The 14,278-nt window shown below is 61.1% G+C and carries 13 protein-coding genes and 1 riboswitch; of the genes, 8 read left to right on the top strand and 5 right to left on the bottom strand.

Features of this window, described 5'->3' with window-relative positions; all coding sequences use genetic code 11:
- The first annotated feature begins 71 nt into the window (after window positions 1–71).
- The 3 genes from ACD590_RS33090 to cydX all read left to right on the top strand — a co-directional run bounded on the left by ACD590_RS33090 (window position 72) and on the right by cydX (window position 3,036).
- Entirely contained in the window at window positions 72–1,652 is a 1,581-nt protein-coding gene (locus ACD590_RS33090) for a cytochrome ubiquinol oxidase subunit I (RefSeq protein ID WP_130654143.1), read from the top strand.
- Between the two features lie 6 nt (window positions 1,653–1,658).
- Window positions 1,659–2,813, top strand: a complete 1,155-nt coding sequence (gene cydB / locus ACD590_RS33085; protein WP_130654142.1) for a cytochrome d ubiquinol oxidase subunit II — start codon at window positions 1,659–1,661, stop codon at window positions 2,811–2,813.
- Window positions 2,814–2,913: 100 nt separating this feature from the next.
- On the top strand, window positions 2,914–3,036 hold the full coding sequence (cydX, locus tag ACD590_RS33080) for a cytochrome bd-I oxidase subunit CydX (protein WP_017957645.1): 123 nt from the start codon (window positions 2,914–2,916) through the stop codon (window positions 3,034–3,036).
- Between the two features lie 43 nt (window positions 3,037–3,079).
- Here the strand turns inward: cydX and ACD590_RS33075 are convergent, their stop codons facing one another.
- The 5 genes from ACD590_RS33075 to ACD590_RS33055 form a co-directional block, all read right to left on the bottom strand.
- Window positions 3,080–5,083: an aldo/keto reductase gene (locus tag ACD590_RS33075; protein WP_130654141.1), complete on the bottom strand. Its 2,004-nt coding sequence runs from the start codon at window positions 5,081–5,083 to the stop codon at window positions 3,080–3,082.
- A gap of 38 nt (window positions 5,084–5,121) precedes the next feature.
- Complete coding sequence (locus ACD590_RS33070; RefSeq protein ID WP_130654140.1) at window positions 5,122–6,204, bottom strand: ABC transporter ATP-binding protein; 1,083 nt, start codon at window positions 6,202–6,204, stop codon at window positions 5,122–5,124.
- A 20-nt stretch (window positions 6,205–6,224) separates the two neighbouring features.
- On the bottom strand, window positions 6,225–7,061 hold the full coding sequence (locus tag ACD590_RS33065; protein WP_018247017.1) for a carbohydrate ABC transporter permease: 837 nt from the start codon (window positions 7,059–7,061) through the stop codon (window positions 6,225–6,227).
- Complete coding sequence (locus ACD590_RS33060; RefSeq protein WP_018247018.1) at window positions 7,058–7,918, bottom strand: carbohydrate ABC transporter permease; 861 nt, start codon at window positions 7,916–7,918, stop codon at window positions 7,058–7,060. Before ACD590_RS33060 ends, ACD590_RS33065 begins: the two co-directional genes overlap by 4 nt.
- A gap of 83 nt (window positions 7,919–8,001) precedes the next feature.
- Window positions 8,002–9,276 (bottom strand): extracellular solute-binding protein, encoded by a 1,275-nt coding sequence (locus ACD590_RS33055; protein ID WP_018247019.1) that lies wholly within the window; start codon window positions 9,274–9,276, stop codon window positions 8,002–8,004.
- 86 nt (window positions 9,277–9,362) lie between these two features.
- Between ACD590_RS33055 and ACD590_RS33050 the strand changes: the two genes are divergently transcribed.
- The 5 genes from ACD590_RS33050 to ACD590_RS33030 all read left to right on the top strand — a co-directional run bounded on the left by ACD590_RS33050 (window position 9,363) and on the right by ACD590_RS33030 (window position 14,277).
- Window positions 9,363–10,280 carry a helix-turn-helix domain-containing protein gene (locus ACD590_RS33050; protein WP_439004256.1) on the top strand — a complete coding sequence of 306 codons (918 nt, stop codon included), beginning with the start codon at window positions 9,363–9,365 and terminating at the stop codon, window positions 10,278–10,280.
- A gap of 211 nt (window positions 10,281–10,491) precedes the next feature.
- A riboswitch (guanidine-I (ykkC/yxkD leader) is annotated at window positions 10,492–10,600 on the top strand.
- 74 nt (window positions 10,601–10,674) lie between these two features.
- Window positions 10,675–11,748 (top strand): putative urea ABC transporter substrate-binding protein, encoded by a 1,074-nt coding sequence (locus tag ACD590_RS33045; protein WP_018247021.1) that lies wholly within the window; start codon window positions 10,675–10,677, stop codon window positions 11,746–11,748.
- Between the two features lie 65 nt (window positions 11,749–11,813).
- On the top strand, window positions 11,814–12,632 hold the full coding sequence (locus tag ACD590_RS33040; protein WP_018247022.1) for an ABC transporter permease: 819 nt from the start codon (window positions 11,814–11,816) through the stop codon (window positions 12,630–12,632).
- On the top strand, window positions 12,629–13,459 hold the full coding sequence (locus ACD590_RS33035) for an ABC transporter ATP-binding protein (RefSeq protein ID WP_317277970.1): 831 nt from the start codon (window positions 12,629–12,631) through the stop codon (window positions 13,457–13,459). The genes ACD590_RS33040 and ACD590_RS33035 overlap by 4 nt, the downstream gene beginning before the upstream one ends.
- A complete protein-coding gene (locus tag ACD590_RS33030) occupies window positions 13,456–14,277 on the top strand; it encodes an urea amidolyase associated protein UAAP1 (protein WP_018247024.1) in 822 nt (273 codons plus the stop codon). Before ACD590_RS33035 ends, ACD590_RS33030 begins: the two co-directional genes overlap by 4 nt.
- The last annotated feature ends 1 nt before the right edge of the window (window position 14,278 follow it).

The raw sequence follows: 14,278 nt of genomic DNA, 5'->3' as shown, positions 1-14,278 counted from the left end.
GATTGCATGCCCTCACGCGCCGTCGGCGCTGAGGAACGCCCTGTACCGCGTGGGACCGTGGGAGAAAGACAATGGAACTAGATATCGTAGCACTTTCGCGCTTCCAATTTGCGCTGACGGCGCTTTACCACTTCCTGTTCGTGCCCTTGACGCTCGGCCTGTCCGTGCTCCTGGCGATCATGGAAACCGTCTATGTCATGACCGGCCGCCAGATCTGGCGACAGATGACGAAATTCTGGGGCACGTTGTTCGGCATCAATTTCGTGATCGGCGTCGCCACCGGCATCGTCATGGAGTTCCAGTTCGGCATGAACTGGAGCTATTACAGCTATTATGTCGGCGACATCTTCGGTGCGCCGCTGGCGATCGAAGGCCTAATGGCCTTCTTCCTCGAGGCGACCTTCGTCGGGCTGTTCTTCTTCGGCTGGGACAAACTGTCGAAGGTCGGCCATCTGGTCGCCACCTGGGCTGTGGCGCTCGGCTCGAACTTCTCGGCGCTGTGGATCCTGATTGCCAATGGCTGGATGCAGAACCCGGTGGGATCGGCGCTCAATCCGCAAACGATGCGCATGGAGATCACAAGCTTCTTCGATGTGGTCTTCAACCCGGTGGCCCAGGCGAAATTCGTCCATACGGTATCGGCAGGTTACGTCTGCGCTTCGATCTTCGTGCTCGGCGTCTCGGCCTGGTATATAATCAAGGGCCGGCATATCGAGCTTGCCAAGCGTTCGATGACGGTCGCCGCCTCCTTCGGCCTCGCTTCGGCGCTTTCGGTCGTCGTCCTTGGCGATGAGAGCGGTTATCTCGCGACCGAGAACCAGAAGATGAAGCTCGCGGCAATCGAGGGCATGTGGAAGACGGAACCGGCGCCGGCCGCCTTCACCGCCTTCGGCTTCCCCGACCAGGAAGCCCGCGAAACGCATTTTGCCGTGCACATTCCCTGGGTCATGGGCCTGATCGGCACGCGGTCGCTGACGACCGAAATCCCCGGCATCGACAAGCTCGAACAGCAGGCCGAAACCCGGATCCGGGACGGTATCAAGGCTTACGACGCGTTGATGCAGATCCGTTCGGCACCGGCACAGGACCAGGTTGCGCAGGAAGTGCGCGGCTCCTTCGAGGATCTCGGCCACGATCTTGGTTATGCTCTTCTACTGAAGCGCTACGTCGACGATCCGCGCCGGGCGACCGAGGAGCAGATCGTTCAGGCCGCGCGCGATACCATCCCGCACGTGCCGACGCTCTTCTGGTCCTTCCGCATCATGGTCGGCCTCGGTATCTTCTTCATCCTGCTGACCGCCACCTTCTTCTGGCTGTCAGCGCGCCGCCACCTCGACAAATATCCGTTGCTTCTGAAGATTGCCGTGCTGGCGATCCCCCTGCCCTGGGTTGCCATTGAACTCGGCTGGGTCGTCGCCGAATTCGGCCGCCAGCCCTGGGTGATCGAAGGCGTGTTGCCGACGGCCGCCGCCGTCTCCAGCCTTGGCGCCGACACCGTGCTTCTGACCATCATCGGTTTTGCGGCGCTCTACACGACGCTGATCGTCATCGAGATGGGCCTGATGATCAAGGCAATCAAGCAAGGACCGGAGCCGGACGACGAGCCGGAAGCGGTTCTGATTTCCGAAACCCTCATCCCCGCCGCGGAGTGACCTGCCATGATCCTTCACGAACTCATTGACTATGAAACCCTGCGTCTCATCTGGTGGCTGCTGCTCGGCGTGCTGCTGATCGCCTTTGCGACAACAGGCGGTTTCGATCTCGGCGTCGGCACCCTTCTGCCTTTCGTTGCCCGGACCGATACGGAACGGCGCGTGGCGATCAACACCATCGGCGCCACCTGGGAGGGCAATCAGGTCTGGCTGATCCTCGGCGGCGGCGCCATCTTTGCTGCCTGGCCGCCGCTTTATGCGGTGTCCTTCTCGGGCTTCTATCTGGCGATGTTCGCGATCCTCTTCGCGCTCATCCTGCGCCCAGTCGGCTTCAAATATCGTTCGAAGCGGGAAAGCGCCAGCTGGCGGAGCGGCTGGGACTGGGCGCTGTTCGTCGGCGGTTTCGTGCCGTCGCTGATCTTCGGCGTTGCCGTCGGCAACGTGCTACAGGGCGTGCCTTTTCGCTTTGCCGACGATATGCGGATCTTCTACGAGGGCTCGTTCTTCGCCCTGCTCAACCCCTATGCTCTGCTCTGCGGCCTGCTTTCGCTAGCCATGCTGACGATGCATGGTGCGGCCTGGCTGGTGTTGAAGTCGAGTGGCCCGGTCGCCGTGCGTGCCAGAACCTATGGCAGCATCGCCGCCCTTGCCGTTATCATGCTTTTCGCACTCGGCGGCCTCTTCCTGTGGATCGGCGTCGGTGGCTATCGCATCACCAGCGATATCAGCCCGATCGGTCCCTCCAATCCGCTGCTGAAGACCGTGGCGCTTGAGAAAGGCGCGTGGCTGACCAACTACGCCGCTCATTCCTGGATGATCATCGCGCCCGTCCTCGGCTTCGTCGGCGCGGCGCTGGCGTTCATCGCCATGCGGGCAAGGCGCGAGGTCATGACGCTGCTGTTCAGCAAGGTGGCGATCTTTGGCATCATCTCGACGGTCGGCTTGTCGATGTTCCCGTTCATCCTGCCCTCCTCGCTTGATCCGCGATCGAGCCTGACGGTCTGGGATGCGTCCTCCAGCCACATGACGCTGTTCATCATGCTGGTCGTGACGGTGATCTTCCTGCCGATCATCTTCGCCTACACAGCCTGGGTCTACAAGGTTCTGTGGGGCAAGGTCGATGAGAAGTCGATCACCGACAAGAACAGTCACGCTTACTAGAGCGATTCAGGAGAACCGCTCTAACCTTTTGTTTTTACGCAATTCCGGACGGAAAACCGCTTCGCACTTTTCCTGGAATTGCTCTGAGGGAGACCAAACGATGTGGTATTTTGCATGGATCCTCGGCCTGCCGCTGGCCGCGGCTTTCGCCGTCCTCAACGCCATGTGGTATGAGCTGATGGACGACGCGGCCAGGAAGAAAGCTTCCGAGCCGCGCAAGTAGAAAAGCAAAGGGCGCGGTTCAAACCGCGCCCTTGGCTGTTGCATCAGCCTTCCAGCCACTTCACCTGATCGGGCGTCAGCTTGATGTCGAGTGCCGAGAGACTGTCTTCCAATTCGGCGACGGTGCGCGGCCCGATCAGTGGAATGACCGGGAAAGGCTGGGCGATCACATAGGCAAGCGCGATGTGGATCGGATTGCGGCCGAGTTTGTTGGCAAGCTCGATGGCGCGGTCGCGACGTCCGAAGTTGCGCTCGGAATACCAGACCCGGACGATTTCCTCATCATCCCGCTTGTCGCGGCCGGCACGATCGGTAAAGAAGCCGCGACCCTGGCTCGACCAGGCGAAGTTCGGGATCTGCTTGTCGTTCAGCCACTTTTTCCAGTCGTCATCGGAAGCGGCAACGCAGCCGGCCCAGATCGGGTCGAGCATCTCGGCGAGCGAGAAGTTGTTGGACAGCGCTGCCGGCGCCGTCTTGCCGGTCTTTTCGGCATAGGCGATCGCTTCGTCGAAGCGCGCCCGCGTCCAGTTCGAACCACCGAATATGCCGCGGATGCGTCCGCGCTTGACCTCGGCATCCATGGCATCGACGAACTCGCCGACGGGCACGTCGGTGTTGTCGCGATGCATGAAATAGATGTCGACATAGTCGGTCTTCAGCCGGGAAAGCGACTGGTCGAGCTGCTTTGCGATTATATCGGGATAGCAGAGCGGCGAATGGGCGCCCTTGCCGATCAGCACGATCTCCTCGCGCGGCACCTTGCGGCTCGTGTGCCAGTCGCCGAAGATCGCTTCCGTCTTGCCACCGCCATAGACATAGGCCGTGTCAAAGGCATTGCCGCCGGCCTCGTAGAAGGCGTCGAGCGTCAGCGAGGCAGAGGCGAAGTTCGGAAAGAACTCGAAGCCGAGGGTCACGACCGAGGCCGGCTTGGAAATGCCGGGAATTTCACGCTGCGGAACGCTGTTGCCGCGCGCGATCGCGCCGCCGGCAATGTTTGCTGTGCGTTTGCTGGCTTTTTCCACGCCGTATTCGAGGCCGACCGAGGCACGCCACTGGTCGAGCACTCGCAGGTTTCCGATCGAATCTGCCCAGCTCATGCCTGGAGAGCTGAATTCGGTCTTGCCGGCGCGGATGGCATCGCCTGCCGCGTCCGCCTCAAAGGAATAGAGCCAGCGATCCTCCCTGAGTTCGACGGTTTCTCGGCTGCCGCCCTTGAAGATCTCGATCTTGCCGACGCCGCCCTTGTGGCCGGAGGCAAACCAGAAGTCCTGGACCTCGATCCGGCCCTCGGAGCCGATGATGCGCAACACATTGTCCTGCTGGGCCATGATCGAGCAGGAGACTTCGGCGATGATCTCGTTCGGGAACTTGAGCACGGCAGATGCCCATTCATCGACGCCGCTCTCTCCGAGATGGGCGACGCCCGAGACCTTCTCCGGTTCGAGGAAGGCCTTGCCCTCTGCGGCGCCGGCAATCAGTCTGGCCATCGAGACCGGATAACCGCCGACATCGAGAATGCCGCCGCCGGCGGTGTCATTGGCGAAAAGCCGGTGTTCCGGCTTGTAGCTGCCCATGTTGAAGCCGAAGCTCGAGCGGATGATGCGAACGGTGCCGATGACGCCGCTTTTGACGAGTTCGACCAGTTTCTCCGTCTGCGGATGCACGCGGTACATGAAGGCTTCCCCGGCAAAGACGCCGGCTTTTTTCGCCTCGTAATAAACCGCTTCGGCATCGTAGGCCGAGAGTGCGATCGGCTTTTCCACCAGGATGTGCTTGCCGGCACGTGCCGCCTTGATCGCCCATTCGGCGTGGCCGGTATGGGGCACGGAGATATAGACAGCATCAACCTCGGGGTCGGAAAGCAGCGCCTCGTAGCCATTGACGATGCGGGCGCCGGGGAAGTTTTCGGCAAGGCCTGGCTTTGCCGGATTGCGGGTAGCGATCGCCACCAGCTTCCCCGTGCGAGAATGGGCGACGCCATCGGCAAAGGTGCGGGCGATGGTGCCGGGGCCGATGATGCCCCACCGGATCGGTTGATCTGAAGTCATGGAAAATCCTCTTTCGTCTTTCTGTCCTGGGATTTGGTTCAGCGAAGCCGTTTACCGGCGCCGTCGAAAAGGAATGTGCGATTGGCGGGAAGGCCGACTGTCAGCGTCTCGCGGTTGCCGGCGACGCGCGATTCCGGCCGCTCGATGATCAGTTGCTCGGGACCTATGGTGGCGTAGATGTAGCTGGTATTGCCGAGGTGTTCGGCGACGTCGATGGTGACGGTGATGTCGGCATCGCCCATCCCCGCATCGACGAAATGTTCGGGACGGATCCCGAGCGTCACCTTTGCGCCGGCTTCGATCGGAACGGCGACAGGCAGCGGCAGGCGCGTATTGGCGTCGCTTTCCAGGGCAATCACCACCCGACCCGGCTGCGTGTCAACCACCACGGCCTTCAGGAAATTCATCTTCGGCGAACCGACGAAACCGGCGACGAACTGGTTTGCGGGGTCGTCGTAAAGGTCGAGCGGCGCGCCGATCTGTTCGATATTGCCGGCGCGCAGCACGACGATCCTGTCGGCGAGTGTCATCGCTTCCGTCTGGTCGTGGGTGACGTAGATCATCGTCGTGCCGAGCTGCTTGTGCAGTCTTGATATTTCGACGCGCATCTGCACGCGCAGTTCCGCATCGAGGTTCGACAAAGGTTCGTCGAACAGGAAGACTTGGGGTTCGCGGACGATGGCTCGGCCAATTGCGACGCGCTGGCGCTGGCCGCCGGAAAGCTGCTTCGGTCGCCGCTTCATCAACTCGGTGATCTGCAGGATCTCGGCGACATGGCGCACGCGCCGCTCGGTATCGGCCTTCGGATTGCCGTTCATGCGCAGGCCGAAGCTCAAATTTTCCTCGACGGTCAGGTGCGGATAGAGCGCATAGGACTGGAAGACCATGGCGATGCCGCGATCAGCCGGCTCGACGTCGTTGACCACCCTGCCGCCGATCTGAAGTTCGCCTGATGTAATGTCCTCGAGGCCGGCGATCATCCTGAGCAGCGTGGACTTGCCGCAGCCGGAGGGGCCGACGAAGACGACGAATTCGCCGTCCTTCACCTCCAGATTGGCGCCGTGGATGATCTCAAAGCCGCCGAAGCGCTTGACGATATTGCTGAGTGAAAGCTCTGCCATGCGGCCTCCCTATTGTTCGATTATTTGATTGCGCCGGCCGCGATGCCGGCGATGAAATGGCGCTGGAGAGCCACGAAGACGACAAGGATCGGCGCCGTCAGCAGCACCGCGCCGGCCATGATGCCGCCCCATGACACCTTGGTGAGGCCGATCAGCGTTCCCAGTGCCACCGGCGCCGTCATCATTCCCGGTTTGGAATTGATCAGCAGCGGCCAGAGATAGTTGTTCCACGAGGCCAGGAACAGGATGATCGCCAGTGCCGCCATGGTCGGACGCGCCAGCGGCAGGGCGATGCGCAGGAAGATCTGCCATTCCTTGACGCCCTCGACCCGGGCGGCATCAAAGAGCTCGCCTGGCATCATCGAGAAGGATTGCCGCATGAACAGCACCCCGAGCGAATTGAACAGCGGTGGCACGATCAGCGCCACCCAGGTGTTTGCCAGCTTGAATTCGCGTGCCACCATGATGAATTGCGGGATCACCACCACCGAAAACGGCAGCGTGATCGTACCGAGGATGATGGCGATGACGATGGAGCGGCCGACGAAACGGTACCGCGCCAGCGCCCAGCCCGCCATCGAGGTCAGCAGTACCGACAGGACCGTATAGATGAGCGCGACGCCGACGGAGATCACCATGGCGCCGATGAAATCGGTATCGGCCTGCAGGTTCTTGAAATTCTCGACGAAGTTGGTCGATGGCCAGAGCACGATGTCAGGGCTGAAGATGCCGTTGTCGGGCATCGTCGAGAAGACGAACATCATCCAGAGCGGAAACAGCCAGATTATCGCAAGCGGCGCCAGTGCGGCATGCAGCGCGATCTGACGCAGCAGAAGGGATTGCGATTTGGATCTCATTTCGGATCCCTCCCGACCCAGAGATTGAGAAGCGAGATCGCCACGGCAAGGGCAGCCATCGTATAGGCGATCGCCGAGGCGTAGCCGAAGTTCAGCGAGGTGAAGCCCTGGCGATAAAGTAGCAGGCCGAGCGTCTCGGTGCCGCCGCCGGGACCGCCGCGATTGGTGATCAGGAAGGGCTCGGTGAAGAGCTGCATGGTGCCGATCACCGAAAGAACCACGCAGAAGAGGATGATCGGTTTCAGAAGCGGCAGGGTGATATGAAAGAATTGCTGTACCTTGCTCACCCGGTCGAGTGTCGCTGCCTCGTAGACATCGTCGGGGATCGACTGCAGGCCGGCGAGGATGATGATGGCGTTGTAGCCAGCCCAGCGCCATGTGACGGCGAGAATGATCAGCGCCATGGCGGCATTCGCATTGTCGAACCAGGAGACCGGGCTGAGACCGACGGCTGAAATCAGCTTGTTGATGATACCGAAATCGAGGCTGAACATCAGCCGGAAGACGGCAGCATAGGCGACCTCGCCGACGACGACAGGCGCAAAGAAGGCGAAGCGGAAGAGCGGCCGCGCTTTCAGCAGCGGCGAATTGAGCATTACCGCCATGACCGTCGCGAGTGCGATCATCACCGGCACCTGAATCAGCAGGATGATCAGCGTATTGTAAAGAGCATTGTAGAAAGCCGGGTCATAGAAGAGCCGGCCCCAATTGGCCTGGAAACTGAATTTCCACGGATTGATTCGGGTGTTCTGAAACGAAATCAGGAACGAATTGATGATCGGCCAGACCCAGAAGGTGGCAAAGACCAGCAGATAGGGGGCGAGGAACGCATAGGCGCTCCGGGTTCTGAACGGCATCAAGCCTCCTCCTCACGAGCGAATGACCGGCCGCTTTGCAAACCGGGGGAAAGCCGGGCGCCTGAAGCGCCCGGCATCGTCATTCATTGCGCGATAGGGAGGCCGGTCGCCGAAGCGATCTGCTTGGCGGCGTCGTCGAGAGCCGCCTTCGCATCGGGATAGCCGCCAGCGAAGAACTTCGTCTGCGTCGCCTTGAAGATGGCTTCCGCATCACTTTGGAAGGCTGTGCCGCGGCTCGGTACGATCTTCGGCAGTGTCGCCAGAATATCCGCCCAGACCTTCTGGCCGCCCCAATAGGGCTGCGGCTCATTGACGAAGGGATCCTTCTCAGCCGAAAGCAGCGACGGAACCAGACCGAACTCCTTCAGCATGGTGATCTGACCCTCATCCGTGCCGAGGGCGTAATTGACGAATTTCCAGGCGGCTTCCTTATTCGCGGATGTCGCCGAAATGGCGAGCGACGAACCGCCAAGATTGGCCGCATGCGGGCCATCGGCGGTCAGGCTCGGCATTCTGTAGACGCCCCACTTGCCCTTGAGATCGGGAGAGGTCGAGCGCACGGTGCCCTCATACCAGCCGCCATATAGCTGGCTTGCGGCCTTGCCGGCGGTATTGGCCTGGATCTTTTCGTCCCAGTTGGCCGACGTCAGCGTCCCGGCATCCTTCATCTCCTTCACCTTTTGCAGCGAGGCGACGCAGGCCGGCTGGTTGATGGTGATGTTCTGACCGTCGGTCGAGTAATAGCCGCAGCCCTGTTCGTTGGCGATCATGCGAAACCATTCGCTGTCGCCGTTGAAGTCGGCCTGCGCCATGACGACGCCGGGGTTGGCGGCGGAAATCTTTTTGCCGGCAGCGATGAAATCGTCCCAGGTGCTGATCGTGCTCGGATCGACGCCCGCCTTTTCGTACAGATCGCGGCGGTAGAAGACGGCGACAGGACCGGAATCCCACGGCATGGCATAGGCGACATCGCCGACTTCAAGCTCGGTGCGCTTGAAATCAGGGAATTTCGCCTGGATATCGGCCGTGTAGCCGAGCTCCTTCAGATTGGCGAAGCAATCCGGGAAACGGCTCCAGAAGATTTCAGCCTCGAAATTCTCGATGCTGACAATGTCGGGCAAGCCGTCGCCACCGGCAGCGCAGGCAGCGAGCGTCTTGTCGAAGACCTGGCTGTTGCCGAGGTCCTCGACGGTGATCTTGATATCGGGAAACTGCTTGTTGAAGCCTGGAAGCGTGGACTTCAATGCCGATGCAGCGACATTCCAGCTCCAGATGGTGAGATTGGCCGACTGCGCGAATGCGGAGCCGGAAGCAAGCACTGCGACAGCTGCGGTCGCAGCGAGAAGTTTGAAGCGCATTGAAAATCCTCCCTTTTCAATTGCCGATCTTTCACGAACGCGGTTAGACTATCTGTAAGGGAGCGGGTGTCTCCTAAAAAGGGAACATGAATTTGGCGGAAAGTAAGGTCGGCACACGTGCAATCTATCAGCCCGGCGCGAGCAGCATCGAGGGTTTGCCGACAGCGCTGCAGATGTTTCATGCCCATCCGCCTGTTATGGCCATGCCGCACTGGCACGCACAGGTCGAGGTCAACTACGTGATGCGCGGTACCGTGCACTACCGGATGAGCGACCACGAATTCCGGCTGAACGCCGGCGAAATGTGCCTCTTTTGGGGTGGTCAGCCGCATCAGATGGACGAATCCTCGGATGATTCGCTCTATGCCGGCGCCCATCTGCCGCTCGTCTATTTCTTCCGGCTGCGCCTGCCGATCAGCGTTTCCAGCCGGCTGATGAAGGGCGAGACGCTGCTGACCTCGGCAACGGATGCCGCCGACAGGGAGAACTTCACCCGCTGGTTCCGCTATGCCAACTCAGGCGATCCCGCCAAGGCCCAGCACGCCGTCGACGAGCTGCTACTGCGCATCGAACGGATCGCGCTCGAACCCTATTCGATGACGTCGCAGGCGACCATCAATCTCGACGGCGATCACCCGTATCCGCATTCCTCGCGCAGCGTCGCCCGCATGTGCGATTTCATCGCCGCCAATTTCCTGCACGATATCGATTCGGTCGATATCGCCCGCGCCGCCGACCTGCATCCGAAATATGCGATGAACCTGTTCAAACGATCGACCGGCATGACGCTCAGCAAATATGTGACGCTGCTGCGGCTGTCGCGCGCTCAGGCAATGCTGATGAGCGAGGGCGCCAACGTGCTGCAGGTGGCGATGGACAGCGGCTTCGGCTCGATCAGCGCCTTCAACAAATCCTTCCGCCACATCGCCGGCATGTCACCATCGGACTTCCGCCGTGATATCCGGCTGGTGACGACGGTTCCGGCCGGCTCTTTCCGGAACTAGCTCGGGGCAGCCGCAATTCGGCGTTCTGTGCGTCTGCCTGCGACTTGTCTTTCACTGGGCAAAAAAGAACCAACGCCTAAGGTGACGGCAGAATACGCACATTTTCTGTGCAAGTGCATGCACTATTGCATTTGCCAGGGAATTGGTGCCATCGCACTCTCAATAAAATCAATGATTTATAAATTGGCACACACTTTGCTTCGATAGTTGCAGAGTTGGTGGCTAGGGTTCCGGCGTCGCAAGGCGTGGCTGGTCCGAGAGCTACCACCGGCAGGGGAGACATCCCGCCGGGTGCACGGCGGGACAAAAGCCCGGGAGACCTCGTAAGCCAAGGGATTGGCGGCACGATGGTCATTGCCGATCCCTTTTGAAGAAAAGCAAAAGGGGAATTTCAATGCAGACTTTTTCGAAGATTCTATCAATTGCCGCGCTGACGGCGTCCCTGGCGCTGGGACTCGGCTCCATCGCGAAGGCCGAACAGAAGACCGACTTCAAGGTCGCCTGGTCGATCTATGTCGGCTGGATGCCCTGGGGCTACGCCGCCGATCACGGTATCGTCAAGAAATGGGCCGACAAATACGGCATCAAGATCGAGGTGACCCAGTTCAACGACTACGTCGAATCGATGAACCAGTATACCGCCGGCGCCTTCGATGCCGTGACGCTGACCAATATGGACGGCCTGTCGATCCCGGCTGCCGGCGGCGTCGATACCACAGCCGTGATTGTCGGCGACTTCTCGAACGGCAATGATGCCGTCATCCTCAAGGACAAAGCGAGCCTTGCCGACATCAAGGCACAGAACGTCAATCTCGTCGAATTTTCCGTCTCGCACTACCTGCTCGCCCGCGCGCTCGAAAGCATCAAGCTGACCGAGCGCGATGTGAAAGTGGTCAACACCTCCGACGCCGATATGGTCGCCGCCTACAAGACGGCTGACGTGACCGCGGTCGTCACCTGGAACCCGCTGGTCTCGACCATCCTCGAGGATCCCACGGCCAAGAAGGTCTTCGACAGCTCGCAAGTGCCGGGCGAGATTATCGACCTGATGGTCGCCAATTCAGGCGTGCTGAAGGACAATCCGAATTTCGGCAAGGCGCTCGCCGGCATCTGGTATGAAACCGCAGCATTGCTGACTGCCGACAGTGCCGACGGCAAGGCTGCACGCGAGGCGATGGGCCAGGCATCGGGTACCGATCTCAAGGGCTTCGAATCCCAGCTTGCCGCCACCAAGCTGTTTGCCAAGCCGGCCGATGCCGTTGCCTTCACTGCCTCGGGCAGCCTGCCGAAGACAATGGATCTCGTCCGCAACTTCCTGTTCGAAAAAGGCCTGCTCGGCAATGGCGCGCCGTCCGCCGACGTCATTGGCATCGAAATGCCGGACGGCAAGATCCTCGGCGATAGCGGCAACGTCAAGCTGCGCTTCACCGAGACCTACATGAAGGCCGCCGCCGACGGTTCGCTCTGAGCGATCTAAAAGCCGCGGCGCGGCGTTGACCGCGCCGCCCGACCTTCATCAGCGGAGCTTTCCTCATGCGCTGGATCAACACAAGGCCGAGCCGGGGCGCGCAGCTTGCCTTGACGCTGCTGCCCTTCGTGCTGCTGATCGTTGCCTACACTTTCGGCTCGGTGGCACGATTGGCGGAAAATGCCAATGACAAGCTACTGCCCGGTCTTGCCGGTTTTGCCGATGCGATCGATCGCCTGGCCTTCATCGCCGATCCGCGCACCGGCGAATACCTGCTCTGGTCCGATACCGGAGCGAGCCTGGTGCGCCTGTTTGCCGGCCTTGGCATCTCCACGATCACCGCGCTCGTCATCGGCATGCTGATCGGCATGCTGCCTTATATGAGGGCTCTGCTCTCCCCTTTCGTCGCCGTTATCTCAATGGTGCCGCCGCTGGCGCTGCTGCCGATCCTGTTCATCGCCATGGGGCTTGGCGAAGCCTCGAAGATCGCGCTCATCGTCATCGGCGTTGCGCCGACGATGATCCGCGACCTTGCGCTGAAGGCGCTGGAGCTGCCGCGCGAGCAGATCGTCAAGGCCGAAACGCTCGGCGGCTCCTCCTGGCAGATCGGCCTTCGTGTCGTGCTGCCGCAGATCTTGCCGCGGCTGATCACCTGCCTCAGGCTTCAACTCGGTCCTGCCTGGCTGTTCCTGATCGCCGCCGAAGCGATTTCGTCGGATTCCGGTCTCGGCTACCGCATCTTCCTCGTCCGCCGCTATCTCTCGATGGACGTCATCTTTCCCTATGTCGTCTGGATCACGCTGCTCGCCGTGATCATGAATTATATCCTCGATCGCATCCGCATCGCCGTCTTCCCCTGGTCGGAGCTGGAGAAGCAGGCATGAGCGAACTGGTGGTCGAAAAGGTCTGGAAGGAATATGGCGACCAGATCGTCCTCGAAGATGTGTCGCTGACCGTCGCCTCGCGCGCCTTCGTCGCGCTCGTCGGACCGTCCGGCTGCGGCAAGTCGACGTTCCTGCGCATGCTGCTCGGCCAGGAGCGGCCAACAAGAGGGACCATCCTGCTGGACGGCGAAGCTCTGCCGCAGGAGCCAGGTCCGGATCGCGGTGTCGTCTTCCAGCGCTACTCCGTGTTCCCGCATCTGACCGTGCTCGGCAATGTGCTGCTTGGGCGCGAACTCTCAGGGTCTCGCTATAAAGCCAAGCTTTTCGGCGCTGCCCGTCGCAACGCCGTCGATGAAGCCCGGCGGCTGATTGCCGAAGTCGGTCTTTCCGGCGCCGAGGACAAATATCCGGCGCAACTGTCAGGCGGCATGCAGCAGCGCCTGGCACTGGCGCAGGCGCTGATCATGAAGCCGAAGGTGCTGCTGCTCGATGAGCCCTTCGGCGCGCTCGACCCTGGCATCCGCGCCGAAATCCACACATTGATGAAGCGGCTCTGGCACGAAACGCAGATGACCGTCGTCATGGTGACGCACGACATGCGCGAGGCCTTCACGCTGGCGACGCGCGTTGTCGCCTTCGAGCGTCGGCGTGACCGCCCGGAGGAAAAGGAGCGCTACGGCGCGACGATCACCAAGGACATTTCCATCTGGCCGCCCAGGCTTGCCGGCGCGCCCTCCGTCTTCAGCCCCGACCGGGACGGCCCGGTCATTTCTCTGGGCCTTCGCCGGGACGACCCGGCTTCCAGTCCGTCAGGAGAAAAGCCATGATGCATGTCAGACGTTCGCCCGAAGAGATCGCCGCCAACCGGCAGCGTTATGAGGAACATCAGAAGAAGGGGCTGGAATTTGCGCCGAAGGCCTTGCCGGCGCCGAGCCCCCTTCCCGCCACCGCCATCGATGCGGCTGCGATCATCCATCAGGAAACCATCCCCGGCGGCTGGTACTGGTCGACCGCGCTGAAGCGCGGCGAGGCGCTCCGCATTGATCAGGGCGAAGGCGGATCGACTGTGGCGCTCGTCGCCTGGAACGCCGCTGACACGAGCGAACGGCTCAATCTCGTCGATACGGTCAAGGTGCAGTGGACGACCGCCCTCGGCAAGGGCCGCGTCATCTTCTCAGACATGGGCCGGGTGATGTTTTCGCTGATCGAGGATAGCTCCGGCGCCCACGACTGCCTGATGGGCGGCTCGACGTCAGCTTCGAATGCCGCAAAGTATCCGGGCGTCAAGACCCGCAACACCCGCGACAATCTCGTGCTCGTCGCCGGCAAGCTTGGTCTTGCCAGGCGCGATATTCCTGCGATCCTCAATCTCTTCGCCCCGGTCCGCGTCGACGATGACGGCGGCTTCCACTGGCGCGGCAAACTCTCCAACAGCGGCGATTATGCCGAGCTGCGCGCCGAAATGGACATGATCGTCGGCCTTTCCAATTGCCCGCATCCGCTCGATCCCGACCCGGTCTATGCACCGAAGCCGATCATCGTCACGCGCTTTCGCGCGCCCGCACCCGCAGTCGACGATCTCGCGCGCACGGCAACCGCCGAAGCCCTTCGCGGCTTCGAGAACAACGCCTCGATGCTGGCCTGAG

The organism is Rhizobium sp. 862_C5_N1_2, assembly GCF_051811205.1.
In the GTDB taxonomy this organism is placed as follows: domain Bacteria; phylum Pseudomonadota; class Alphaproteobacteria; order Rhizobiales; family Rhizobiaceae; genus Rhizobium; species Rhizobium leguminosarum.
Note: the sequence above shows the minus strand (reverse complement) of the source record. Positions and strands in the feature narration are given on the sequence as shown.